This window comes from Tyzzerella sp. An114 (assembly GCF_002161055.1).
Lineage (GTDB): Bacteria > Bacillota > Clostridia > Lachnospirales > Anaerotignaceae > Fimicola > Fimicola cottocaccae.
In genome coordinates this window covers 1-22,888 of sequence record NZ_NFLT01000016.1, presented here as the reverse complement: position 1 = coordinate 22,888, position 22,888 = coordinate 1, and the positions used below count along the sequence as shown (strand labels likewise).

Below are 22,888 nucleotides of genomic sequence, written 5' to 3'. Positions count from 1 at the left end.
AACTTATCACCCTCTTAAACTTTCAAGTAATTCATTCAACTCCATAGATTCCTCTATTGTTCCATCTAAATATATTTTATCATTTATTTTATTTTCAATCCAATCTAATCTTTTATCTACATCAATATTTATAAGATAAACAGCAAAGTCTGTATCATTATCGAAAATTTTCAACAACTTATTTAATTTTCGAAGTGAATTAACATAGTCATCATATTGAGATGAAATTATTTCTATATTTTCTTTATTACTTATCTCTTGACATAAAAATTGAATAGTAGCCTCTTCAATAATTCCATATTTAATATATGTTTCTCTATCAAAATAGCTAATGGAACGAGCATGAAGCTGTTCATGAAGTATTATATGAGGAGATGTTTCTGACATTGTCCTTATATCACAGTTCCATAGTTTTCCATATTGTAATTTATCATTATTATCAACAATAATTTTGCCACTCCATCTACTTTCTTTTTCAACATATTTATCAATTATTTTATTTGTTTCTTTTGCAATTTCTTCAATCTCATTTTTAGAAAATATTCTAATATTTTCATTTACAATAGTTTTTACTTTAGGAATATTATTTATTTTTTTAATATTACTAACAATAATTTTTGACCTATCTACTCTCATGGGCAAACCGGCTTTTTTACTGACATCAATATATTTATTAGTCAAAATTCTTATCTTTTCTGTTACTCTTTTTTGGAGTTCATTATCTTTAACAGTTTTATAAAGTTCTCTTTCCTCCCTAGCATATCTTATTTTTTTTTCTAATTTTCTTTGTATTTGAGTACATTCATATCTTGTATATTTTGAACCATCAATATAAATAATTTCATTGGAATATCTTTCCATACTCTTTAACTCAGACTCAGAGTTTGCCGGAATACTTACACCCATTATAATTGGATATGCAAAATGGCGACAGTTCCACTCCCCAATAGGTCTTTTAAGAGTTGATTGTATATAATCAAATTCTTCATTTGTATATTGTTTACCCTGATATGGTAAATGGTCAGGAGCAGAGGGACTGTGGGCAGATATTTCAACCCCATTAGCTCCAAAATCAATTCCGTTTTGTTTAGCTATATTTTGAGTAATATATCCTACACCATCAATTATATTTTGTCTCACAGCACTATCTATTCTTCTTGTATATCCACTTTCATATTTTAATCTCAAACCACTTCCACCTAAATCCTTCACAGATTGACGTATAACCTTATTATAATCATCAACACCTGTTGCAACAGCTGTAATAGCTTTATCTATTGTGTCATTATAAAAAGAGCATATATCTTTAAATCCATTATATGTTTTTATGCCTATTGCTGTTGTCCTACTTATATTTTTAAAAGTATTATTTGTTAAAGCCATTCCACTTTTAATTATATTTTGTAGTAGTATATTCTCATTAAATGGTATCTGATTAATTTCTTTAGCATCATAAAAAGGTTTTGACCAGTCATATTCCTCTTTTGCTACATTTTCATATATTTTTTTAATATCCTCAATACTTTTACCTGAAACTTCTGATAATTGTTTTGTTATTTTATTCAAATTATAACTGTAAGTATACATTTGTTGAAGTTTTTTAGCTTGAGAGGGGGTAAGTTCTCCTATTTCATTTAAAATAGTGCCTATTTCAATTAAAATACGTCTGTTAATCTTACTGAAACGATTTTCAAAAACATCAGCAATGCTGTCTATTTTATCATTGTCAATCATAGAACCACCGCCTTAAGCTCTCAAAAGCTCTGTTGCCTCATCTTTTGAAATTCCTATTGATGTAGCTATTATATTTATAGCTTGGCCCTCTGTAAGAGTTCCTTGTTTATACTGCATAACAATATTTATAAGAGATTGAGTTTGAGCACCATTTAAAGATTTAGCCACAGTATCTTCTATATTATCTTCTATATCATTTTTTTGTTTTGAAGAAATACTATATTCTTCATCTGTGCCTAAAATATCATCAAGAGATGGCTCACTTTTTTTAATATCATCAATTTTTGATTGTGCCTCATCAATACTTTCATTAGGATTAAGCCATTGTCTAACCTCAGCCTTACTCTTAATTCCCATAGCCTGTGCATCTTTAAGCTGTGCCCAACTTTCTGAACTACTTTCTATTAATGAATAGGACCAATCAAAATTTAAATTATATTCACCTTGAGAAGCAAGTTCATAGTAATTTATCAAAATATCACAAGAATATATATAATCTTTTATACCTTTTTCAATTTCTTTTCTTATGTCAGTTATTAATGCATATGTATCATATAATCCGGCTTTAATTTCTGTTGCTGTTGCTCCTCTTGTTTCAGGAGATGTCAAAATTCCTTTGCTTGTTCCCACTGATTTTTCAAACAAGTCAAAAAGATTTAAAAGTCTGTTATAATAACTGCTATCTCTTATTTCAGGACTAAACTCCTCAAGCATTGAGTTTGTACCCTCTGTATTTCCCGCAATAAAAGCCTTACTAGGAAGTATCATTTTTCCTGTATATGGATCTTTTTTAAAAAGTCTTTCATTGGCAAATACTCTTACTTGCTTTAGTTGGAACTCATCTTTAATATCTTTTAAACAGTCATATATTTCATTTATAATACTGTCGCACCCAAAAGTTATAGGTACACCATAAAAGTCATTTGAAACCCTATTATCTATAGGAGATTTTATAAAGGCAAAAAGAACTCTATCAACACCATTTATTGCTCTATCTTCAATGCCTTTCCACTGTTCAACCTCTCTTATGCTTCCTGTTTCATTTGTAGTTTTATTTGTAATATATACAATATTATCTACAACATCATAATTAACCCATCTATAATAAATTTTATCATTTATGTTTATGCTGTCTGCAAGTACAGTAGCAGATTTAATAATTTCACCTTGTTTTTTATTTATTATTATTCTATCCTGTGAAACTATATCAAACAGTAATCTTCCACCATTAACATAGGGTACAATAACACACCCTCCTGTACCTAAAGCCATTCCGGTTATTTTTTTAATTTTATCCCAAACATTACTTATACATAAATTCAAAAATTCGGCTCTATCATTGTCTCCAACAACACTTACAGAGCTTTCTGTTACAGAAAGAGTAGTCAATTTATTTGAAAATATAGAGGTAAAATTTATATTTTTAATATCTTCATACCTTGATGTATAGCAGGAATTTATTTGTATTTGTTTATCGGTTGTAGTAGAGGCAGTTTTACCAAATAATCTTAATATAAAGTCCCACAAAGTTTTAAACACAGTTATATCACCTCCCTATAAGTTTATAAATATTATATTCAAAACTATACTCATCAGCATCCAATATATCTATATCACTACTTCCATCATCAAGACGTTTATCATCCAAACTTTTATCATCCCACACAGCTGTTTTTAATCCATTTATAAGGTCATTACATTCATTTTCAACAATATGGTATCTACCACTTCCCATAAGAAGACATGTACAGCGTATACGGTCATTTATAGGTTTTTTGATACTATTATATATAGGATAATTTGTATGTTGTCTATAACTGTTAATCATAGTTTGTTCTGCACTATCACAGTAAATACCATCAGGATAACCATAATCTCTTATAATACCCTCTACAAAATTTATAAACTCTATTTCCAACTCGTTAAAACTCATTCCTGTAGCCTTTATACTTTTTGCTCTAAGTTTATACATATGATTATCAAAAGAAATACCTGTGGCAACAAAAGCGTGATTTGATTTATTACCGCCAAAGTCATGACCTATATTTATACTATCAAATCTTTTTGGGATTTTAGATTTAGATATAATAAAACTTTCAGTATTATCAGCAAATATTTTATATATAAGCCCTTCAGCTAATGCCCATTTACCTAATATATATCTGTCGTATAACACCGTTCCAAAGTATTCTTTCTTTAAATTATTTATAAAACTCTTTGGAAGAAAAATATTGTCATCAAGAGTATATTCCTGTAAATATATATCAGCATCACTTTTTAAAAATTTATAAAACCAATGATTTGGATTATCAGGGTTGCACGTTCCATCAAACTTACTGTACTCTTTATCTAGTCTTGATTTAAGCATATTAAAAACATCCTCGTGCCATGTAACAACCTCATCACCATAACAATATTTTATAGAACTACCTCTTATCCTATCCACTTGGTTTATTTTATCTGCTCCCAAACAATAGCATTTTTCACCAAACAAAAAAGCTGTATTATCAGAATGTATGTCAGATACTAAAAAAGTACCATATATATTTTGTAGAGGCTCAATAATATTTCTTTGGAGTGTACCTTTTGTATTTCCCATTATAACGACAAGTCCTTCTTTTCCAGAAACTTCTCTTATTCTTTTAGGTATAATATAGTAATCTAAATATGTTTTTCCGGAACGTGTAGCACCTGATTTTATATTCCAACGTTTATTAGCATTATTCCAAAATTCTTTCTGTTTACTGCTTAGCTGCATTGTTAATTCCCTCCAGGATATTATCAAGTCTTTCAATGACCTCTTTCTCTGAATTGTCTTTAGGCTTATCTGACCAACCTTTAAAATTATTTATCAAACTAAATTTAGCACCTTGTACACCTTCACGGTCAAAAAGTCTTTGTTCTACATATTCCTCTATATATGTTTTTGCTCGCGTAATCGTGTCATTAAACTCTCTTTTTCCCTGATAGTTTAATAATCCTTGACGACTATTAAACCCCAGTGCTAAAGCTAATCCTGTTACAGTTGGGGGTTTAGGAAATTTTTTATATACTATATCACCTTTCTCTGTCATAACAGGCTTTCCTTGCTCATCTAAATAAGGAATTCCATTACATTCATCAAAATACTTATCTATTAAAATTTGTATTTCCTCTCTGTTTTTATATTTAGGCGGTCTACCGCCTCTATTATTTGACATCTACCGCCACCTCTCTTCTTTATAGTAAATCAAAATAAAAAAGAACAGAGATTTTAAATTCCCTGTTCCCTAATTCTTTACAATAACTATTATATTACATTTAAAATATATTTTTTCCCATTTTTGTTCCATTTTGTTGCGTTTTTTTCCCACTTTTGTTCCAAATTGTTCCGTAAACGTTCCATTTTGTTGCACGTTTTTTTTAAATATTATAGTTATCACATAAAAGAAGTATATCTTTTGTGATAACCTCAACTTTTCTACTTACTGAAGACTTTGACATATTAATATTTAAAGCAGTTGCAGTTATACTCATACCTTTTTTAAATACCATTTCAATTATTGTTTTGGCTTCACTTGATAGCATACCAATATAACAATCAAACCTTTCAGTATTTGTTTCAAGTTCATATATAAGTTTTTTGGTTAAATATATTTCATTTAATATTTTTACTTTTTCTTTTTCATATGCCCTGTATATGTTTTCAATTTCATTTTCAATAGGACTTGAAGGACTTCCACCTTTTACATAAATACTATCATAATTTACAGCTTTTAAATCTGTATTTAAAGAGGCGGTAAATATAGGATTATTAATTTCTTTTTCTATATCAAAAAGTTTTTTGTTAAGTCCTTCAAGTCGTATGTAGTTTAAATTTAAGGCTTTTTTATCTTTGTAATACTTATTAATTCTTTCTTTTATAGATTTATAATCTTTATTGTTCAAATAAAATCCGCCCCCTGTTATTAATTAAATATGGTATAATAAATATGTTCATTCTATGGGGGCGGTAGCTCCCTTTTACTTTTTAAATCTCATTAATATGTAATGTGAAATATATCATTTTTTTATTCCTCCATTAATTCAGGATTATCATATATATTACCTACAACTTCAATCATATTGCTTTCTGTTTCATCACAATATAGAGTGCCTTTTCCAAAACCAAATCCACAATGTAGTATCCACCATTCAACTGTTAATGTACTCTCATATCCCATAATTTTTAAAATATCACCTTCAAAAATCTTATGTCCCCTATTATCTACCATTCCTATATATTGTCCTAATGTATCAGGATTTACTTTTGTATACATTAAATCTTGTGGCATATTCCAGTCAGCAAAACCATCAAAAAATATAAAATGGTCTACATCTTCTTTTTTAAGCTCATCACAAATTGGACAAAGCATTCTTTTTTGGTGTCTTACATAATAACCTTCAACCCATTGGTTATTATCAAGCCTTTTTGCTCTGAATAAAATTTCTCTCACTTCTCATTCAACTCCAATCTTTGAACCCATCTATCTAACTTTTTCTCTTTTATATCAGCTTTTTCTTTGTTAATAAAAATTGTGCTGTTTATAGTTAAACTCAACTTAAGAACATCTACACACAACTCTAAATCAGCTATCTCCTCTGCTATATTTTTTAAACACATATAATCAGTATTCGGTGTATAATTTGTTCCACTATATGCTCTCCTCAACTTTAATGCCGCTTGAGCAAGCTCTGTGGCTTCCTCAGCAGCAGCTGCCAAAAGTTCCTCTTTTCCAAGTTTAATTGCAATAAAATTCATTTTCTCTTGTTTATCCATTATTTCTTCTCCTTAAAACGGTAAACCCTCATCTTCAATACTTTCATCTATTGGGTAAAAGTCTGCCTGTATATTTTCGGCTTTAGATGTACTTTGAGTATTTTTATTGCTTTCAGCAAAGTACTGCTCTTCAACTACTACATCTGTAGACCATCTTTTCTGTCCATTTTGGTCATTCCAAGAACTGACTTGAAGTCTACCAACAATGCTTATAAGTTGTCCTTTTTTCAAATATTTCTCTGCAAACTCTCCAAGTTTCCCAAAGGCAACACAGTTTATAAAGTCCACCTCTGGCTCTCCTTGATGTTTAAATCTTCTGTTTACAGCAAGTGTATATTTTGCCACAGCAAGAGGCTCTGGACCTTTTGAATATCTTACTTCCGGCTCTTTTGTAAGCCTACCCATTAATAAAACTTTATTCATTAAAACCACCTTTCCAATCATCACATAAGACCATTTGCTCTGTCTTGTTCATACTCAAATCTATAACAATCCTCTATTGTTTCTATGCCTCTTTTGGCAAAATTAGAAAAAATACCGTTTATGTAGTTTATATTCAAGCAATTAGCCTTTTGTGCCTGTTCAAAAGCATACTCAAGCATATTTTTATAGTTCTCATCAATACCACCTGTAATACCTTTTATTCTTCTAAACACATACTCAATATCAGGTGCTGAAGGATTTCTCCCAAAATATCTTAAAAACAAATATCTTGAAAAACTGAACACCTGACTTTTTATATCCTCTGGTATATATATATTTAATATATTATTATTTTCTACGCACACGCCCGTATCATCATCATGACCATAAATAATATTTGTTTCGTTTTGTATAGTATTGTTTTGTTTATTAATGGTATGTGTTTGTGTATCTCCTTGTGTATGTGTCTGTGTATCTGTTTGTGTATGTGTTTGTGTATCTGTTTGTGTATGTGTTTGTGTATGTTTAAAAGACACAAGAGAATTTATTTTATACACAGCTGATTGATTTCCACCTCTACTTGAGAACTCAATAAGACCTGCTTGCTTTAAACTATTTCTGGCATTAATTATGGCTTGCTTTTTCAAGCCTGTCTTAATTTCAAGCACCACGATAGCTACTGTAAAACTTTCTTGCCACCCTGTCTTATTAGCTATATGCATTAATGCGTGCCATAAAGCAATACTACCGGTAGACAACTTATTTACCTCGAGCCAATCGTAAAACGCTTTAATTTCCAAGATATAATTCAATGCCCTATACCTCCTTAATATTCAATTTTTTTGTTATAAAAAGGGGTATTTAAACCCCTTCTATATAACTAATAATAAATTTTAAAAAGTCCAAAAAAGTCCCAATATAAAAATCAGTTATTAAAAAAATCATCTTCTATAAAATCATTTGTGCCTACTTCATATGATATTTCTTCTTGAATAGGTTCGTTTATAGATTCATTTGTATTTTCATATTGTTCAGGCAACATATTTTCATCTTTATTATCTACAAACTCAACTTGTCCATTTTCATTTATTACACCCATATCATTTTCAAATGCTGTCTGAAGTTCTGTACTCATAATTCCCCACTTGCTTATAAGCTGACGTAACATAGTTTTACAAGCCATTCCGTCAAAGTCTTTGTACCAAAATGATGAATACAACCACATATCTTTTTCAGAAACTTTTCCAGCTAAATAATCTTCAAAAGAAACTTTAGCATATTTTCCGTTAGTGGCTTCCAAATTAAATGAAGGACTATATTTATCAGCGTGTTTTAGCATTTTATTTTTTGACCAATACATAGCCTTTGTAAATCCATTAAGATATTCAAAAAAAGCATAATACCCTACTGTTGGAGCATTTTCTCTTTCTTCCTCATCTTCAATAATTCTTACTTCTATTTCTTCAGTTAATGGGTCATAATTTATAACTTCTCCGAATTTTAAAGGAAGAACATTTATTTTCTTATAATACCCTGACCTTATAGCAAGCTGTATATATCCTTTATACCCTATTTGGAATGTAGCTACTTTACAATTACGCTTTTTATCATTGAATGGTACAAGATAATATTGTCCTAACTGTGGTGAAGGACTTAAATTAAGGCTTTCACCAAGTAATGCAGCTGATAATATAGTACCTGCATCACATTCCTGTAACATTGGATTTACTGCAACAGCACTTGATACAGCAACAACAAATCTTTTTGCCCTGTTCGGTTCGCCTAATGTTTTATTTATAAGATTTTTATATGCATTACTTTGAATTGCTACACTAAATTTAGGTTGACTTTGTTTTTTCTTTTCTACAATACTGTTATCTACTGCCATAATAATTCACCTCTTATTTAATTTTTCCATACTTTATACCATTACTAATAAGAAATTCTTTAAGAGCTTTAAACTGTTTAGGAGTGGCAAAAACTCTAAATTCAATAGCCATAAGTTTTAATTCTTCACGTTCTTGAATAACATCTTTTTTAACATTTGATGTATTTTCAAGTTCTTTTTGCTTATTACTAAACTCTATAAGTCTTTTATTTTCAGCAATAACCTTATTTATATCAAGTGTTTGAAAATATATATCTGTTATTTGTGCTTTAAACTCTGTATTTAAGCTATCAATAAAAGATAAAGCACTTCTTGCATTAACAACAATACTTTCAATTTCTAAAGCTATATCAGACATTTTATATGTAGCATTAAGCCACTTATTGTTAAATATACTTTTAAGAGGTATAAGCTCTTTAAATTCTTCTATATTGTCACAATAAACAACTTCTATATCTTTTCTTTTAGACTCTTTCTTAATATTTTCAAACTCTTTTATCTGTACATCTATTGCTTTTATAGGTTTATCAACCATTTCTATAAGTTCATTTATATTAGTTTCAAATTCAATGTATGGTGCAAGACATAAATTTTTAACTTCTTTTCTTTTGCTATCAAGAGCTGATTTTAATTTATTAAGTTTTGCTCTATCAGCTTTAGCTTCTTTTATACCCTCTTCAGTAACAACAATATTGTTATACTTTTCAAGACTCATTGATAATTCAGCTTTTATATCTTCGTGATTATACTCTATTGAACTTGGAAAACTATGTTCCATATCAGTTTTCATTATAATTTCCATAAAATCCTCCTATATATCCGGAAGTATAAGAGAAGGTCTTTTATCCTTCTCTACACAATCCCAAAATTCTAATTCTTTATTAAATATAAAATTAATATCATCTATAACATCTTTACGCTCTATAAAATAATGTCGCACATCTATTTTATTTTTGTCATACCAGTACTTTAATTGAGCCTTTACAACAGCAAATTCCCAACCAGTAGCCAAAAGCTGATGTATAACTTGTATATAATATGTATCAGGTATTCTATTATCCCACCAAGCAATTTGAGCAGAACTACTTATAAAAGATGTTTTTATCTCTAAAATTCCTTTTCGCCCTGTTTCTTTTTCAATTAAATCACCGTCAAGGGTAGCAAATATAAAAGGTTTATTCTTTATATTCGCCTTCATACCAAACTCATCATAATTTACTATATACTCCGGAAAATCCAATTTAAAAAGCTCTCTTAAAAACTTTTCACTTTCTTTTCCATATTTGACAAACTCATTTTCTGAAATATCTTCAGGTTCACGTCTTCCTGTTTTTTCTTCCCAAAGCTGAACATTGGTTTTCCATTTACTAACACCTATCACAGCTGCTGCATCACTTCCACCAATGCCACTATTTCTTTTCTTTAACCACTCTAATTTTTCAATTTCTCCCATTGACAACACCGTATTTTTCATATAACATTAAATTGAGTTATTTGATGTGTTTCCCTTTTGGAATTGCCGTTCCTTGGGGGATTTTTTATTTAAAATATGTATCCTGATAAAAATGCTATTACAATAGCTTCAGCACATACAATAATAAATAATATAAGACAAGTACTTTCAAGCTCTTTGTATTTTGCAATGTCTTTTCTTCTGGCTTTTCTAAGAACATTAATTTCATTGATTAACCCTAAATCCCTATCCATCGTAAAATCTGTTTTAACCTGATAAATATCATCTTCCACATCAGAAACCCTTTTTTCTAGCTCAAGCCACCATTTTCCATATTCTTTCATAGATTTTAAAATCTCATCAACTTGTACTAAAATTCGCTTTTTCTCTTTTCTTATTCTTTTAACACTCATTGATTTATACCTCTCCCTCTGTATTACTTATAAGTTCATCTAAGTCACCTGATACTGCAAGATTAATAATTTTAATCATATTGTTTTTAAACCTTTGAACTCCCTCTTCATTTGTTCTTAGTTTTACATATGACAATAACTCATAGCTTAATATAGCTAATGCAGCTAAAAGTTCTGCTGTACTTTTGATGTTTATATTTACATCACCATTATTTTCATCAAAATGGAATTTAATCATTTACATCACTCCTAATATTGTAAAATTCCTGCATTTTCTTCAAGTTTGGCACATTTACCTAATGCACCCTTATTTTCTCTACCTAATCTTTGATACCTGTAAGCATAAACACATATTTCTTCAAATTCACATTTGTAACACTCACATTTTCGGTCTTCATTTTTATAAGTTTCTTTCAAATTTATCACCCTCTTTACATTTATTCTTCTATTCCCAATCTTTCAAAAAATTTCTTTCGAGGAACTTTTCCACGTACGGTTATATAACCTTGGCTTTTTAGCTCTGCATTAATTTTACTTATTAACTTGTATGCCATTCCCCTAGATGTTCTTGTTATTTCCATAACATCATCAACTGTTAATAAAGTTGGGTATTTCATATTTTCACCCCCTCTCTAAATTAATTTATTTTTATTCAAACAGCTCCCACCATTCAATATTTAATACTTTTGCAATTTTCTTTGCATTATCAACTGATATTTTTCTATTTTTACAAGAATATTTTTGAATTGTAGAAATTCCTATACCAGTAAGTTTACTTAACCTTTGAGCTGTTATATTTTGTTCTTTCAATATTTTGTTTAATTCCATACTTTACCCCCTATATATTGTTATTTTTCACTTTTTGTGATATAATTTTCTCATTAAATGTGAAAGGAGGATGTTTATATGAATATGATACCTGTAAATTCTTCTAATATATCAAAAATAGGATATGAAAATGGAACATTATATGTTGAATTTAAAACTAGAAGTCTTTATGCTTATAATAATGTTCCAATAGAAGTTTATAATGCTCTTATGTCAGCATCATCTCATGGTAAATACTTGGCATCTCATATTAAAGGTCTATATAGCTATCAAAAATTATACTAATCTATAACGATTAGTATTATAGCAGGACCATTAACTTCAACATTTACATCTTTGTAAGGTTCTGCTATATGCTTTTCAACACCTTCTCGTCTATACAACTCCTCAATCAATTCATAAGTTGTATATTCATCTATAGTTTTTCTGATTATTTTTTCCACACTCTCACCCCCTTACTGTTGGTAACTTAATGTTGATTTGTTGATATAATCTTAATTACTATTCATTTACTAAAGTTAAATTTTTAGCTAAGTTTACACCTGCTGTTATTCCCAATAAAAATACTTTTTCTATCTTTTGTTCATCTGGTAAATCTTTTAGAATTATTGATAATGTTTCAACATCTTTTTTTAATTCTTCAGTCATAAATATTACCTCCTTAAAAAATTACACTTTAATCAGTTTTACAAACATTTTTATTTATTTTTTGTTTGTTAAGCATATATTAGCATATTAATTTTAGCTTGTCAAGCGTATATTTTTTAATAATTTAATATTATTTATATCTAAAATACGCTTGACAAACATTTTTGAATAATTTATCATAGTACACAAGGAGGTGAATATATAAATGGAAAATACTATTACAGAAAGAGTTAAAACTATTAGAAAAAAATTAGGTTTAACACAAGAGGAATTTGCCAAAGAAATAGGCATTTCAAGAGCTAATATAGGAAATATTGAATATGGTAGAGTTGCATTAACAGATAGAAATATCACTTTAATATGCAAAACTTTCAATGTTAATGAAAATTGGCTAAGAAATGGTATAGAGCCTATTTTTAATGAAAATGAAATAGACTTAATTTCAGAAATGGTAAATAAATATTCTCTTAGTAAAACAGATAAATTAATATTAGAAAATTTTGTAAAGATGACACCTGAAGAGAGAAAAACTATAATTAATTCATTTATGAAATTTTCTCAATTAATTATCAATTCGAATGATATGCAAAATAATATATCTGAAAATATTGATATAGCAGATTCTAATACTATTAATCATAATGATAAAATCGAAAAAGAACTTGAGGCTTATCGTCTTGAACTTGAAGCTGAGCTTAAAGGGAAAACATTATCAGTATCAGAAGATACAAAAAGAAAAAAGGCTTAATTTTTTAATTATTGAGGTTTAAAATGAGTAAAGAATATTGTAAGCAAGTAGGAAATAGAATTTTTGCATCAAGAAAAAATTTAAAATTAAGTCGTGCTGAATTAGGACAAAAAATAAATCTTCATGAAACAACTGTTAAAAGATATGAAGATGGTGAAATTAAAGCTCTTGATGTAGAAAAAATTTCTGAATTTGCAAAAGCACTTAATGTATCCCCATTATATTTAATGGGTTGGGAAGATGAGATTAAGAAAACTATAAACAATAGCTTAGAAAATCTTACTAAAGACGAAAAAGAGGTATTAAGCCTATACAAGGAACTTGACATTGAAGACAGAGCTGAAATAAGAGGAACTATGAAAGGTATGTTAAAAGCCGAAAAGTACGCAACAACAAAGAGTAAATTACAAGCATAAAGGGGAATGTAATTTTTATTAACTTTAAATTAAATTAAGGGGGGCCATTTATATGGATTTTAAAGAATCATTAAAAAATTTTTCAATAAGAATAAAAACAATAAAAGATAGTATATCAACAGAAGAAGCAACTAAAACTTCTATAATACTGCCTTTTTTTTCGCTTATAGGATATGATATTTTTAATCCTAACGAATTTGTACCAGAATTTGTTGCTGATGTTGGTATAAAAAAAGGTGAAAAAGTAGATTATGCCATAATAATTGATAATGAGCCTGTTATACTTATAGAGGCTAAATCAATTAATAAAAGTCTTGAAAAGCACGATTCTCAACTTTTCAGATATTTTGTATCAACAAAAGCAAAATTTGCAATATTAACAAATGGTATTATTTATAGATTATATACTGACCTTGATGAAACAAATAAAATGGACAGAGAACCTTTTTATGAATTTAATCTTCTTAATATTACAGATGATGATATAAAAGAAATACAAAAATTTGCAAAATCAGAGTTTGACAAAGATAAAATATTTGAAAATGCCGCAATACTTAAATATTCAAATATATTTAAAAATGTTTTTACAGAAAACTGTAACAATCCAAGTGATGAACTTGTAAGATTATTTTTAAAAGATAATTATAAAGGTGTAAAAACACAAAATGTTGTTGATAAATTTAAACCTGTATTAAGAAAAGCAATAAATGATTGTATAGATGAAATTGTTAAGGAACGTATTTCTGCTCTTGTAACTGATACAGGATATTCAACACCTGAAAAAACTACACCTAAAAGCGAACCAATGGATAAAGAACTAGATGCACTTATTATAGTAAAATCTCTTTTAAATGATATTGTTGATATGAATGAAATAACATATAAAAAGACAGAGTCTTACTTTGCTATTTTATTAAAAAATAATACACGAAAATGGATAACAAGAATAATTATGGGAGATTCCCAAATAACATTGATTATACCTGATGAAAATAAATCTGAAATACGAATAAAACTTGATAGTATAAATGATATTGAAAAATATAAAAATGAACTTACTGATGTATTAAAAAGATACATAGAACCTAAACCTTCAGATGATAAAAATATTAATTATGTATTCACAAAATGGGGCAACTATCCAGAGCCGGAAAACTACAAAGTATATTTAAAATACGGTCTTCCGGAAAGTTGTTAAATAATAAATTTTCATTAATTTTGAAAAGAGGTAATACATTGGAACTTACAATAGAAATAATTAAAAATTTATGTAAGAATAAAAAACTTAGATGGACTAATCATATATTTATAAGATTAACACAAAGAAATATAAGTATGTCAGATGTGGAAAATGCTCTTTTAAGTGGTGAAATTATAGAAGAATACCCTTCTGATTATCCTTACCCAAGCTGTCTTGTACTTGGTTTAACAATAGAAAATAAACATCTTCATGTTGTATGTGGTTCAAACGGTGAAGAACTTTGGCTTATAACAGCTTATTACCCAAGTACAGAACTTTGGTCTAACAATTTTAAAGTAAGAAAGGAGAAATAACAATGACTTGTTTTATGTGCAAAGGTATTTTAGAAGATAAACTTACAAATTTTATAGCTGATTTAGAAAACTGTATTATTATTGTTAAAGATGTACCTTCACAAGTATGTACACAATGCGGTGAAGTTTCTTATTCAAACGATGTTGCCAAAAGGCTTGAAGAAATTATAAATATAACTAAAAATGCACTTACTGAAATTGCAGTTGTTCATTATAGTGATAATGTTGCTTAAAATATAATTTAAAATAAAAAAGCCCCTGTGCTACCAACACAAGGACTCCAAAAGATTATATCCCATAAACACATTGTGTCTAAAATGATATAATACCCACTAAGCAAGGCTATTATATCACTTTAAAACACACTCTGCAATATGGGTGTTATTTTTATACCCTTTTTTCGGAATTAAATGTTATAAATAATTATTTTATTGTAAAAAAATGATTGGAGATGATTATATGCCTGTTTACAAAAATGAAGAAAAGAAAACTTGGTTCTGTTCTTTTTACTATACAGATTGGCAAGGAAACAGAAAGAAAAAGAAAAAAGAGGGTTTTAAAACCCAAAGGGAAGCAAAGGCATTTGAAAGAAACTTTCTTGAAAAACTTGAAGGCGACTGTAATATGACTTTTAGAAATATGGCCGAAATTTATATGGAAGACTGTACACATAAATTAAAGCCTACTACTTTAAACATAAAAAAACTTCTTTTAGATACAAAAATATTGCCGGATTTAGGTGATATGCCTATAAATTCAATAACCCCAAACACATTAAGGGAATTTAATAATAACTTAGTAAAAGACAATGATTACAGCAATTTGTACATAAAAAAAATTAATGGTCAAATCTCTTGCATTTTTGATTTTGCCATGAAATTTTATAACTTAAAATCTAACCCTTGTAAATTATATGAAGGTATAAAAGGCAAACCTAAAGCCGATATACAGTTTTGGACACTAAAAGAATATAAAAAATTTATAGATGTTGTTGATGATATTTCTTATAAAATTGCTTATGAAATTTTGTTTTGGACAGGAATAAGGTCAGGTGAGCTTTTGGCTCTTACAATAGGTGATATTAATTTAAAGGCTAAAGAAATTTCTATAACAAAAAATTATGCTAAACTAAACAATCAGGAGCTTATACTCACACCTAAGACCAAAAAAAGTAAACGTGTAGTACAAATTCCGGATTTTTTGGCTAATGAAATAAAAGAATATATAGACCAGTTATATGACAAGCATAAAACAACAAGACTTATACTTGTGTCTCGCCCTTCTTTAAGAGTACGACTTGTTAATTATGCAAAAAAGGCAAAAGTTAAAGCTATCAGGCTACACGATTTCAGACACTCTCACGCATCACTTTTAATAGAATTGGGATTTCAGCCTTTAGTTGTTGCAGATAGACTCGGACACGAAAATATAAAAACAACTTTAGAAGTTTATAGCCACCTCTATCCTAATAAGCAAATTACTGTATGCGAAAAATTAGAAGAACTAAAATTTTAGAAAATAGTACGTTTTTAGTACGTTTTTGAAAATAAAAAAAGCTACATTCCTTTAAAATCAAGGTTTGTAGCTATTTTTTTAATTATTCATCCCATCATGACGATATAAATAGTATGACATAGGGAAACACTTGTCCCTTGGTGTAGGGTTATTTTTCAAAAAATTCGGTGTTTCTTGATTTCCTGATTTATTGAAATTCATTAATGGAAACAAAAAAATCCAGAATGAATTTTTATTTTTCATTCCGGATTTTTTTCTTTTCACTAAATATAAAACTATTAATTTTTTACTTTAAATAGTATCTTTTATTTGTACCTCTACCTGAACACTCTATCAATCCTTGTTCTATCATCTGTCGTGCTATAAGATAAGCACGAGTACGTTTAACATTTAATAATTCTTGTAGTTCTTCTTCTCCAATTTCACCATATTCAGAAAGATAATCTATTACAACTTTCATTTGTGGTGTAATCTTTAAAGTTATTTGTTCTTTGATATTTTTAATTGGTTCAATTATATTTTTATAATTAGCATTAGGAAGTATCAATTTAAAAGCATTTGGTGTTACTTCGATACGTGGTTTAACAGAATTATTTTCATATAACTTATAAATCCTACGAATACCTGTACCATATGATTCAATAAGCTTTAATCTATGGAATATTTCTGCAAGTTTTCTGTTTCTAGGCTGGGAAATACCACTTTGAATGTCTTCAACAGATAAACCAGGTAATAATCCACCGATAGAAATAAATTCTATTTCTGAATCATTAACATTTATAATAATACTTCCGCTAAAGCTATAATCTCGATGTACCATAGCATTCAAAAGTGCTTCACGCAAAGCCTCCTCAGGATAATCCTTTTTTTCTATACGATTTAATCCTTGGAACGTAGACATTGTTCTGTTACAGAGTAAGAGATATGAATAAGTATCATCTAATTGTCGAAATATAGAACCTTCAAACTCTTTTGCATCTTTAAATATAGTTTTATCCTCATCTGAAAAAACTGCTACCTTAACAGTATGTTTACATTGGTCTGAAAGTAAAAGTGCTAAATTTGAATAGTGGTCATCATGAAGATTTCTTAATCCAAGTGTTATAAATTTATCTTCACTAAATTCAACACCATAATTTTTAAAAGCATTTTCTGCTTCCTCAAAAGTCAATTCCTGTTCCATAGTACGCATATCTTCAAACTGATCACCATCAGTATCTTTTATCATTTTACGAATTAATTCTTGTGAAGCAGGTGCACTTGATGCTCCTTGTCTAACATACACTCCATTAGGTTTTAACCCTTTAGACTTTAGATAATAAGGCTTATAACTTCCTTCTCCTACCTCTATTCTAATTACTTTATCTTCTTGCAACACATAACGAATAAACATAGTAACATCAGGCTGAATTGCATCTCTTATTCCATTGGTAAGACGTGTATAACTATCATCTACATTTTCAAGTCCTATTACATTACCCTTGTCATCTACTCCAATATATATAGTGCCACCATCTGTATTTGCAAATGCGATTACTTCTTTATAAATTTCATCTGATAATTTAGCTTTAAATTCAATATTTTCACTTTCAAACATCATGGTAAGTCCTCCTTTTTTATATATTTCTACTTACCATTATAACCATTTATTCACTTTTTTCAATTATAAAAGTGAATATTCATATACATTGAGTGAATATTCTTTTTATGTGAATTAACTTAAATAAAGTCAAATAATATTTATCTTGTTATATCTTTATTGAAATAATTATACAAACAAAAAAATCTGAAATAGGATATTTGTTTTCCATTCCAGATTTTTCTCTTTTGATTATTAAATATAGTAATTTGATTATATTAAAATATAGACTCAAATTCTAGCTATTTTAAGTATAATAAACTTGATTATATTGTACTACTTATTATAATTTATACATACAATTATAGTATCTTTAATCTTATGTAATATGCTCTGTTCTTATGCTTAATTTTGTATTGTAGATAAGTTATAATCTTAAAATATCTTCTATTATACATTTATATATTTTTTAAGTTCTGCTGCCTTATTTTTAAGTTCTTCTTTAACTCTCTTTTTATAAGAATCAATAGCTGAATTTGCAAAACCAGCAGCTCCTTCTTCAATTTCATCTGATACCATATTAATAGCATGCTTTAAGTCATCTACAAAATCTTTAGCTGCACTGTTAAATCCTGTAAAATACCATTCATTTTTTGTTTTAGTTCTTCCAAAAAGTCCTTCTCCTGCATACATTTCATCAAAGTCAAAGTCCATCATGTCAACATACCAATCAATAGATGTATATTCTCCTCTACTTTTAAATTCCTCCATTATTCCTGATTGAGTACTTCTACTATCATAATAATCAAAAGCTTCTATAGCGAAGTCTTTTTTTGATAAAGGCATATCAAATTTTTTCCATTCTTCAGAAATAGAATTACTATCACCTAATGCATCGCAAATTTTAATATATATATCAGCTAAAAATTCTCTTATTTCTTGATTATATGAATAGTAAAAACTAGCATCATTATCTTCCAATGTATAAAATGGTCTAAGTTTATTTATTTTATATTCGACAAATACTTTTTTTAACATAGGACGATAAGCACTTTGTGAATAACATAAACTATAAAATTCATCTTTAGCTGCATTTCTAGCAGCTCTTTCTGAAGAAAATCTATCATACTCTTTTCTTGACCAAGGTACAGGAATATCATAATCATCAACATTTAAAGGAATATCACTTCCTGTAATTTCTTTTACAGAAAATTCATTAGCTTTATTTTCAATCATTTTAATGATATCTTTAATAGCCTCTTTGCCTTTTTTTCCATCACTTTTTATTTCCACTATATTCAAAGCTGAACTTGGACATTCTTTAACTATTTCTTTAATTCTAGATAAATCTTCATTTGATATAACTTTTCCTATAACAGCTTCAGCATTACCTTCAGCATTTTCAACTAAGTATTCACAACTTGCTGTACACAAACCACATCCAATACAACTTCCATTTACAACTATTTTTTTCATAAAAACTCCACCTTTCACACAATATATTTATAAATTTATGAATTAATTAATTTATTCATCTTTTCCAAATAGTTCTCACCTGTAGCTATCATTTCATTTGCAGCTTCACTTATATTTCCATTTTCATCTATTACTGGAACATTTATAATATCTGATATAGAACAAGCAATATTTACACAAGTCATTAAAACACCTTTTTCATATTCACTATATTTTTTTACATCTAATCCATTTTTATTTATTATATCATTAGTCTTTGATATTGAGCCTAAAAATAAAACATTCATAGATACTAATAATTTAGCTATTCTATCAGCACGTTGAACTATTGCATCATATACTTCTATAATTGATCTTGATTGTGAATATATAACATTAGCTGCTCTTACTTGACTATTAGCGGCTGATAGATATTGTTGTGAATCCATTTCCATTAATCCACCTATACCTTTAAATATCCAACCACATAACAATTCTTTATCTGTAAATTCTTTCTTACAAACTATAGATAATGAATTAATAACACCTAAATTTTTAATATTACTTTTAATCATAATATCATTTTTCAGCGAAGATTCACCTAATTCTATTTTTTGTATTTTTCCATAAACTTCAACAAATTTAGGAACAGTGTGTTCCACTATTGCTCTTTTCTTTTTAGCAACATTTAATAATCTTTTTTCAGTAAATTCAGCTTTTTTTTGGACTAAAACCTCAGCCTCTTTACTAATTGAAAATGCTTTTGCATACTTTTCAAGTGCTTTTGCATCCATATTGCTAGATTTATTTACACTATAAAAAGTTTTAGCAACACCTGCTATAAGTAAGCCTTGAATAATCATAATATCCCTCCAATATTAAAAATTATATTTTAAAAACTTATTTTTAAAGGCATATCTAATTGAGCCTCATATTCTTCTAAGTTTTTAAATGCTACATTTTTACCAAATAAATTAAGTATTTTATCTATACCCTCTGTAACACCTTGAAGATTGTATGTTTCTTCACAAGCATTTCTTAAAATCATATCAAAACCAGATTCTATTTCTTTATCCCAACGCTTATATTCAGTTTCAACAATTTCTCTAAATTTTTTTCGTTGATTCTCTATTTCATTCAATGCTTCTCTTTCAAGCTTTTTTATTTGTGATTCTTTTATTTTATAATTATTCAAAGACTTTAATGTATTGAATAAAGTGATAATACTTGTACATGCAACAGTTGTAATTATAGTACCTATAATTTGACCTACTACTGCACCAACTGCATAACCTCCAGCAGTTCCAATACCTGGAATAACACCTGTACCCACAACAGCACCTATCATACTTCCTATCTCTATACCTATTTGTCCCCCTACCATTCCGGCAACCATCACAGCACCTTTTTCTCCTATTTCATCTACAAATTCTTTACCTGTTATTTCTCCATTTATATATCTCAAAGCGGAATCCTGAACAATAGCCACAACTGCAATAACTTGGCTTACTTGATTACTCTTTACAATATTAATCAATACAGGATTATTACTATTCAAAAGTTGTTTATTAACTGTATCAATTAAAAGTCTGTTAGCTCCACCATATACAGCAGTATTAACTGTAACTTTTCCCATATCCTTTAATGCATCTTCAATATTTTCTTCCCCTTGAGCAACTTTTACAGCTTTTCTTATAGCTTCACTAGTTAAAGGAATCATTGAATTAACAACAGTATCTTTTGCACCTGATACAAACTCTTTTCCAATATTTGAAACAGTTCTCTCTGTAAACTTTCCAGTTAAAACTATACTCGATTTTATATTATCTTTAGCCATCTGAATTTTAGCGTCATTTGATAAATTATTATCTTTATCTGTTATCATTTCAAAATCATTTTTTGCACCTTTAGATGTATTATATTTTTTTGATAATATACGATAATTTTCATCACAGTTTATAATCTCTTTAAAATCTTCATCTGATAAAAAAGGATTATTCTTTATTAATATATTATCATGAACATCTTTTATAGCATGTATATGGTCTACCTCAGCTGAATAGTTTGCCCATTTTGTAGATATATTTTCTCCATCAGAATTTTTCATGTGATATTTTTTCTGTGCAGCTTTTTGACTCTTATGTAAAATATTTCCACTTATAGGGTCATGTATTGTTTTTTTATCACCAAAAATTTTATCTCTATATTCTGCTTTTCTCTCTGTAGAGTCCCACAAAATATCTCTATTTTTTTTGTTATACTCTTCAGTAATGCCTAATTTTAATTTATCTTTTTCTTCATTTATCATAAACATAACCTCTTCCCATAACTAAAAATAACATTATTTTACATATTTAGTTCTATTATAACATATATTTTATTTAATTTAATATATATTTATAATAATATTATTTATAAAAATTCATCATCTTTTTTACTTCTTTAGAAAATTCATCAACAAAATCTTTTGGTGATAATACCTGAATCTTACTTCCCTGTGATAATAAAAACATATTTATTCCACTTCCATATATTTCAGCTTCTATTATTTTTTTATTTCCTTCTACACCAACTATTTTTGCTGTTGGCAATTTATCCAATACTGCTTGTACAGAAGGACCTTCATAAGAAAATTTAATTTTTCTTTCAATACCTGGAAACATATATTGTATTTTATTTCTAAGCTCACCCTCATCAAAGTCATGTTCTTTTTTTAACTGAAAACGGCTTCTATGCTCAGTTATATTTATTATTCTATCTATTCTGTAATAAATAGGTTTCCAATCATCTTTATTACTAATATAAGCTATAAGATAAAAATAATAATCAGAAAAAGTTATTGCAATAGGTTTAATTTTTCTTTTTATTAATATACGATCTGATTTATAATAATCAATAGATATTTCTATATGTTTATTAATACATTTTGTTAATTGCCATATATTATCTATAACACTTTTGCAATCATGATTAACTTCTTTATAATGATATAATTCTTTTATAATACATTCTTCTAATAAATTTCTATCATTAATTGTTGTAAATTTTTTTAATTTATCTACTAATTTCAATGTATCTTCTTTATTAAATGCTCTACAACCAATCATTATTTCTATTATAGCAATCAATTCTTTATTAAGAAGAAAATCATCAAATTCAAGATAATACGCTCTGTTTGAAGAAGAATATATAAGTTCAGTATTTCCTACTAATTCTCTGCTTTCACTTAAAAAATTTTTTATTTCGTTAATATCACGAGAAATACTTTTTGTTGATACACCATATTGAACTGCAAGTGATTTAACAGAAATAAATTCACCTTTTATAGCTCTAAAAAATATATCTAAAAGTCTTGTTTTCTTATTTTCTGATAAAGTCATATTAACGTCCCCTCCTATTATTTATTATAATTATAACATTAATAAAGGACATATAT

Annotated in this window: 31 protein-coding genes; 7 read left to right on the top strand and 24 right to left on the bottom strand. The window is 28.0% G+C overall.

Annotation, left to right across the window (positions count from 1 at the left end):
- Window positions 1-6 precede the first annotated feature (6 nt).
- The 17 genes from B5E58_RS11160 to B5E58_RS11085 all read right to left on the bottom strand — a co-directional run bounded on the left by B5E58_RS11160 (window position 7) and on the right by B5E58_RS11085 (window position 11,537).
- Window positions 7-1,734 carry a phage minor capsid protein gene (locus B5E58_RS11160; protein WP_088109742.1) on the bottom strand — a complete coding sequence of 576 codons (1,728 nt, stop codon included), beginning with the start codon at window positions 1,732-1,734 and terminating at the stop codon, window positions 7-9.
- Between the two features lie 12 nt (window positions 1,735-1,746).
- A complete protein-coding gene (locus tag B5E58_RS11155; RefSeq protein WP_088109741.1) occupies window positions 1,747-3,273 on the bottom strand; it encodes a phage portal protein in 1,527 nt (508 codons plus the stop codon).
- A 7-nt stretch (window positions 3,274-3,280) separates the two neighbouring features.
- Window positions 3,281-4,492 (bottom strand): PBSX family phage terminase large subunit, encoded by a 1,212-nt coding sequence (locus B5E58_RS11150; RefSeq protein WP_088109740.1) that lies wholly within the window; start codon window positions 4,490-4,492, stop codon window positions 3,281-3,283.
- Window positions 4,476-4,934 (bottom strand): terminase small subunit, encoded by a 459-nt coding sequence (locus B5E58_RS11145; protein ID WP_088109739.1) that lies wholly within the window; start codon window positions 4,932-4,934, stop codon window positions 4,476-4,478. Before B5E58_RS11145 ends, B5E58_RS11150 begins: the two co-directional genes overlap by 17 nt.
- Window positions 4,935-5,136: 202 nt before the next feature.
- The gene (locus B5E58_RS11140; RefSeq protein ID WP_088109738.1) at window positions 5,137-5,661 is read right to left on the bottom strand and encodes a hypothetical protein; all 525 of its coding nucleotides are present in this window, start codon (window positions 5,659-5,661) and stop codon (window positions 5,137-5,139) included.
- 122 nt (window positions 5,662-5,783) lie between these two features.
- Window positions 5,784-6,209 carry a YopX family protein gene (locus tag B5E58_RS11135; RefSeq protein WP_088109737.1) on the bottom strand — a complete coding sequence of 142 codons (426 nt, stop codon included), beginning with the start codon at window positions 6,207-6,209 and terminating at the stop codon, window positions 5,784-5,786.
- The gene (locus B5E58_RS11130; protein ID WP_088109736.1) at window positions 6,206-6,532 is read right to left on the bottom strand and encodes a hypothetical protein; all 327 of its coding nucleotides are present in this window, start codon (window positions 6,530-6,532) and stop codon (window positions 6,206-6,208) included. Before B5E58_RS11130 ends, B5E58_RS11135 begins: the two co-directional genes overlap by 4 nt.
- 12 nt (window positions 6,533-6,544) lie before the next feature.
- Window positions 6,545-6,955 (bottom strand): single-stranded DNA-binding protein, encoded by a 411-nt coding sequence (locus B5E58_RS11125; protein WP_088109735.1) that lies wholly within the window; start codon window positions 6,953-6,955, stop codon window positions 6,545-6,547.
- A 20-nt stretch (window positions 6,956-6,975) separates the two neighbouring features.
- A complete protein-coding gene (locus B5E58_RS11120; RefSeq protein ID WP_088109734.1) occupies window positions 6,976-7,767 on the bottom strand; it encodes a DnaD domain protein in 792 nt (263 codons plus the stop codon).
- A gap of 113 nt (window positions 7,768-7,880) precedes the next feature.
- On the bottom strand, window positions 7,881-8,843 hold the full coding sequence (locus B5E58_RS11115) for a recombinase RecT (RefSeq protein WP_088109733.1): 963 nt from the start codon (window positions 8,841-8,843) through the stop codon (window positions 7,881-7,883).
- Between the two features lie 13 nt (window positions 8,844-8,856).
- Entirely contained in the window at window positions 8,857-9,645 is a 789-nt protein-coding gene (locus B5E58_RS11110) for a DUF1351 domain-containing protein (RefSeq protein ID WP_088109732.1), read from the bottom strand.
- Between the two features lie 9 nt (window positions 9,646-9,654).
- A complete protein-coding gene (locus tag B5E58_RS11105; protein ID WP_242956663.1) occupies window positions 9,655-10,317 on the bottom strand; it encodes a YqaJ viral recombinase family protein in 663 nt (220 codons plus the stop codon).
- 68 nt (window positions 10,318-10,385) lie between these two features.
- Window positions 10,386-10,709, bottom strand: a complete 324-nt coding sequence (locus tag B5E58_RS11100) for a hypothetical protein (RefSeq protein ID WP_088109730.1) — start codon at window positions 10,707-10,709, stop codon at window positions 10,386-10,388.
- 4 nt (window positions 10,710-10,713) lie between these two features.
- A complete protein-coding gene (locus B5E58_RS11095) occupies window positions 10,714-10,947 on the bottom strand; it encodes a hypothetical protein (RefSeq protein WP_088109729.1) in 234 nt (77 codons plus the stop codon).
- A gap of 11 nt (window positions 10,948-10,958) precedes the next feature.
- Window positions 10,959-11,126, bottom strand: coding sequence for a hypothetical protein (locus tag B5E58_RS13665; protein WP_164493558.1), 168 nt, complete (start codon window positions 11,124-11,126; stop codon window positions 10,959-10,961).
- A 20-nt stretch (window positions 11,127-11,146) separates the two neighbouring features.
- A complete protein-coding gene (locus B5E58_RS11090) occupies window positions 11,147-11,326 on the bottom strand; it encodes a transcriptional regulator (protein ID WP_088109728.1) in 180 nt (59 codons plus the stop codon).
- Window positions 11,327-11,357: 31 nt separating this feature from the next.
- Window positions 11,358-11,537 carry a helix-turn-helix domain-containing protein gene (locus B5E58_RS11085; protein ID WP_088109727.1) on the bottom strand — a complete coding sequence of 60 codons (180 nt, stop codon included), beginning with the start codon at window positions 11,535-11,537 and terminating at the stop codon, window positions 11,358-11,360.
- Between the two features lie 78 nt (window positions 11,538-11,615).
- Here B5E58_RS11085 and B5E58_RS11080 point away from each other — a divergent pair, with 78 nt between their 5' ends.
- The gene (locus B5E58_RS11080) at window positions 11,616-11,822 is read left to right on the top strand and encodes a KTSC domain-containing protein (protein ID WP_088109726.1); all 207 of its coding nucleotides are present in this window, start codon (window positions 11,616-11,618) and stop codon (window positions 11,820-11,822) included.
- Here B5E58_RS11080 and B5E58_RS13380 read toward each other — a convergent pair.
- Window positions 11,819-11,980, bottom strand: a complete 162-nt coding sequence (locus B5E58_RS13380; protein ID WP_242956662.1) for a BC1881 family protein — start codon at window positions 11,978-11,980, stop codon at window positions 11,819-11,821. The two genes, B5E58_RS11080 and B5E58_RS13380, sit on opposite strands and share 4 nt — an antisense overlap.
- Before the next feature lie 58 nt (window positions 11,981-12,038).
- Window positions 12,039-12,185 (bottom strand): hypothetical protein, encoded by a 147-nt coding sequence (locus B5E58_RS13495; RefSeq protein ID WP_158097741.1) that lies wholly within the window; start codon window positions 12,183-12,185, stop codon window positions 12,039-12,041.
- Between the two features lie 205 nt (window positions 12,186-12,390).
- On the opposite strand from B5E58_RS13495, the gene B5E58_RS11075 reads away from it, so the two are divergent.
- The 6 genes from B5E58_RS11075 to B5E58_RS11050 all read left to right on the top strand — a co-directional run bounded on the left by B5E58_RS11075 (window position 12,391) and on the right by B5E58_RS11050 (window position 16,418).
- Entirely contained in the window at window positions 12,391-12,933 is a 543-nt protein-coding gene (locus B5E58_RS11075) for a helix-turn-helix domain-containing protein (RefSeq protein ID WP_088109725.1), read from the top strand.
- Between the two features lie 23 nt (window positions 12,934-12,956).
- Window positions 12,957-13,349, top strand: a complete 393-nt coding sequence (locus B5E58_RS11070; protein ID WP_088109724.1) for a helix-turn-helix domain-containing protein — start codon at window positions 12,957-12,959, stop codon at window positions 13,347-13,349.
- Window positions 13,350-13,401: 52 nt separating this feature from the next.
- Window positions 13,402-14,547, top strand: coding sequence for a type I restriction endonuclease (locus B5E58_RS11065; RefSeq protein WP_088109723.1), 1,146 nt, complete (start codon window positions 13,402-13,404; stop codon window positions 14,545-14,547).
- A 38-nt stretch (window positions 14,548-14,585) separates the two neighbouring features.
- Window positions 14,586-14,903, top strand: a complete 318-nt coding sequence (locus B5E58_RS11060) for a DUF4258 domain-containing protein (protein ID WP_242956661.1) — start codon at window positions 14,586-14,588, stop codon at window positions 14,901-14,903.
- A 2-nt stretch (window positions 14,904-14,905) separates the two neighbouring features.
- Window positions 14,906-15,136 (top strand): type II toxin-antitoxin system MqsA family antitoxin, encoded by a 231-nt coding sequence (locus B5E58_RS11055; RefSeq protein WP_088109721.1) that lies wholly within the window; start codon window positions 14,906-14,908, stop codon window positions 15,134-15,136.
- A 226-nt stretch (window positions 15,137-15,362) separates the two neighbouring features.
- Window positions 15,363-16,418: a site-specific integrase gene (locus tag B5E58_RS11050; RefSeq protein WP_088109720.1), complete on the top strand. Its 1,056-nt coding sequence runs from the start codon at window positions 15,363-15,365 to the stop codon at window positions 16,416-16,418.
- A gap of 286 nt (window positions 16,419-16,704) precedes the next feature.
- Here B5E58_RS11050 and B5E58_RS11045 read toward each other — a convergent pair whose 3' ends face one another.
- From B5E58_RS11045 to B5E58_RS11025, 5 genes are all read right to left on the bottom strand, one after another.
- Window positions 16,705-18,015, bottom strand: a complete 1,311-nt coding sequence (locus B5E58_RS11045) for an RNA-binding domain-containing protein (RefSeq protein WP_242956665.1) — start codon at window positions 18,013-18,015, stop codon at window positions 16,705-16,707.
- Window positions 18,016-18,447: 432 nt separating this feature from the next.
- Window positions 18,448-19,473: a ferredoxin gene (locus tag B5E58_RS11040; protein WP_088109718.1), complete on the bottom strand. Its 1,026-nt coding sequence runs from the start codon at window positions 19,471-19,473 to the stop codon at window positions 18,448-18,450.
- Between the two features lie 35 nt (window positions 19,474-19,508).
- Window positions 19,509-20,315, bottom strand: coding sequence for a hypothetical protein (locus tag B5E58_RS11035; RefSeq protein ID WP_088109717.1), 807 nt, complete (start codon window positions 20,313-20,315; stop codon window positions 19,509-19,511).
- Window positions 20,316-20,344: 29 nt separating this feature from the next.
- The gene (locus B5E58_RS11030) at window positions 20,345-21,760 is read right to left on the bottom strand and encodes a DUF456 domain-containing protein (protein ID WP_088109716.1); all 1,416 of its coding nucleotides are present in this window, start codon (window positions 21,758-21,760) and stop codon (window positions 20,345-20,347) included.
- Window positions 21,761-21,860: 100 nt separating this feature from the next.
- On the bottom strand, window positions 21,861-22,832 hold the full coding sequence (locus B5E58_RS11025; RefSeq protein WP_088109715.1) for a helix-turn-helix transcriptional regulator: 972 nt from the start codon (window positions 22,830-22,832) through the stop codon (window positions 21,861-21,863).
- Window positions 22,833-22,888: the final 56 nt, after the last annotated feature.

What these genes read in the sequence shown, in the direction of transcription:
- B5E58_RS11160 (WP_088109742.1), bottom strand. Translation starts at nt 1,734, where the DNA reads ATGATTGACAATGATAAAATAGACAGCATTGCTGATGTTTTTGAAAAT.
- B5E58_RS11150 (WP_088109740.1), bottom strand. Translation starts at nt 4,492, where the DNA reads ATGCAGCTAAGCAGTAAACAGAAAGAATTTTGGAATAATGCTAATAAA.
- B5E58_RS11145 (WP_088109739.1), bottom strand. Translation starts at nt 4,934, where the DNA reads ATGTCAAATAATAGAGGCGGTAGACCGCCTAAATATAAAAACAGAGAG.
- B5E58_RS11130 (WP_088109736.1), bottom strand. Translation starts at nt 6,532, where the DNA reads ATGGATAAACAAGAGAAAATGAATTTTATTGCAATTAAACTTGGAAAA.
- B5E58_RS11125 (WP_088109735.1), bottom strand. Translation starts at nt 6,955, where the DNA reads ATGAATAAAGTTTTATTAATGGGTAGGCTTACAAAAGAGCCGGAAGTA.
- B5E58_RS11115 (WP_088109733.1), bottom strand. Translation starts at nt 8,843, where the DNA reads ATGGCAGTAGATAACAGTATTGTAGAAAAGAAAAAACAAAGTCAACCT.
- B5E58_RS11110 (WP_088109732.1), bottom strand. Translation starts at nt 9,645, where the DNA reads ATGGAAATTATAATGAAAACTGATATGGAACATAGTTTTCCAAGTTCA.
- B5E58_RS11105 (WP_242956663.1), bottom strand. Translation starts at nt 10,317, where the DNA reads ATGAAAAATACGGTGTTGTCAATGGGAGAAATTGAAAAATTAGAGTGG.
- B5E58_RS11100 (WP_088109730.1), bottom strand. Translation starts at nt 10,709, where the DNA reads ATGAGTGTTAAAAGAATAAGAAAAGAGAAAAAGCGAATTTTAGTACAA.
- B5E58_RS11095 (WP_088109729.1), bottom strand. Translation starts at nt 10,947, where the DNA reads ATGATTAAATTCCATTTTGATGAAAATAATGGTGATGTAAATATAAAC.
- B5E58_RS11090 (WP_088109728.1), bottom strand. Translation starts at nt 11,326, where the DNA reads ATGAAATACCCAACTTTATTAACAGTTGATGATGTTATGGAAATAACA.
- B5E58_RS11085 (WP_088109727.1), bottom strand. Translation starts at nt 11,537, where the DNA reads ATGGAATTAAACAAAATATTGAAAGAACAAAATATAACAGCTCAAAGG.
- B5E58_RS11080 (WP_088109726.1), top strand. Translation starts at nt 11,616, where the DNA reads ATGAATATGATACCTGTAAATTCTTCTAATATATCAAAAATAGGATAT.
- B5E58_RS13495 (WP_158097741.1), bottom strand. Translation starts at nt 12,185, where the DNA reads ATGACTGAAGAATTAAAAAAAGATGTTGAAACATTATCAATAATTCTA.
- B5E58_RS11075 (WP_088109725.1), top strand. Translation starts at nt 12,391, where the DNA reads ATGGAAAATACTATTACAGAAAGAGTTAAAACTATTAGAAAAAAATTA.
- B5E58_RS11070 (WP_088109724.1), top strand. Translation starts at nt 12,957, where the DNA reads ATGAGTAAAGAATATTGTAAGCAAGTAGGAAATAGAATTTTTGCATCA.
- B5E58_RS11065 (WP_088109723.1), top strand. Translation starts at nt 13,402, where the DNA reads ATGGATTTTAAAGAATCATTAAAAAATTTTTCAATAAGAATAAAAACA.
- B5E58_RS11055 (WP_088109721.1), top strand. Translation starts at nt 14,906, where the DNA reads ATGACTTGTTTTATGTGCAAAGGTATTTTAGAAGATAAACTTACAAAT.
- B5E58_RS11050 (WP_088109720.1), top strand. Translation starts at nt 15,363, where the DNA reads ATGCCTGTTTACAAAAATGAAGAAAAGAAAACTTGGTTCTGTTCTTTT.
- B5E58_RS11045 (WP_242956665.1), bottom strand. Translation starts at nt 18,015, where the DNA reads ATGTTTGAAAGTGAAAATATTGAATTTAAAGCTAAATTATCAGATGAA.
- B5E58_RS11040 (WP_088109718.1), bottom strand. Translation starts at nt 19,473, where the DNA reads ATGAAAAAAATAGTTGTAAATGGAAGTTGTATTGGATGTGGTTTGTGT.
- B5E58_RS11035 (WP_088109717.1), bottom strand. Translation starts at nt 20,315, where the DNA reads ATGATTATTCAAGGCTTACTTATAGCAGGTGTTGCTAAAACTTTTTAT.
- B5E58_RS11030 (WP_088109716.1), bottom strand. Translation starts at nt 21,760, where the DNA reads ATGATAAATGAAGAAAAAGATAAATTAAAATTAGGCATTACTGAAGAG.
- B5E58_RS11025 (WP_088109715.1), bottom strand. Translation starts at nt 22,832, where the DNA reads ATGACTTTATCAGAAAATAAGAAAACAAGACTTTTAGATATATTTTTT.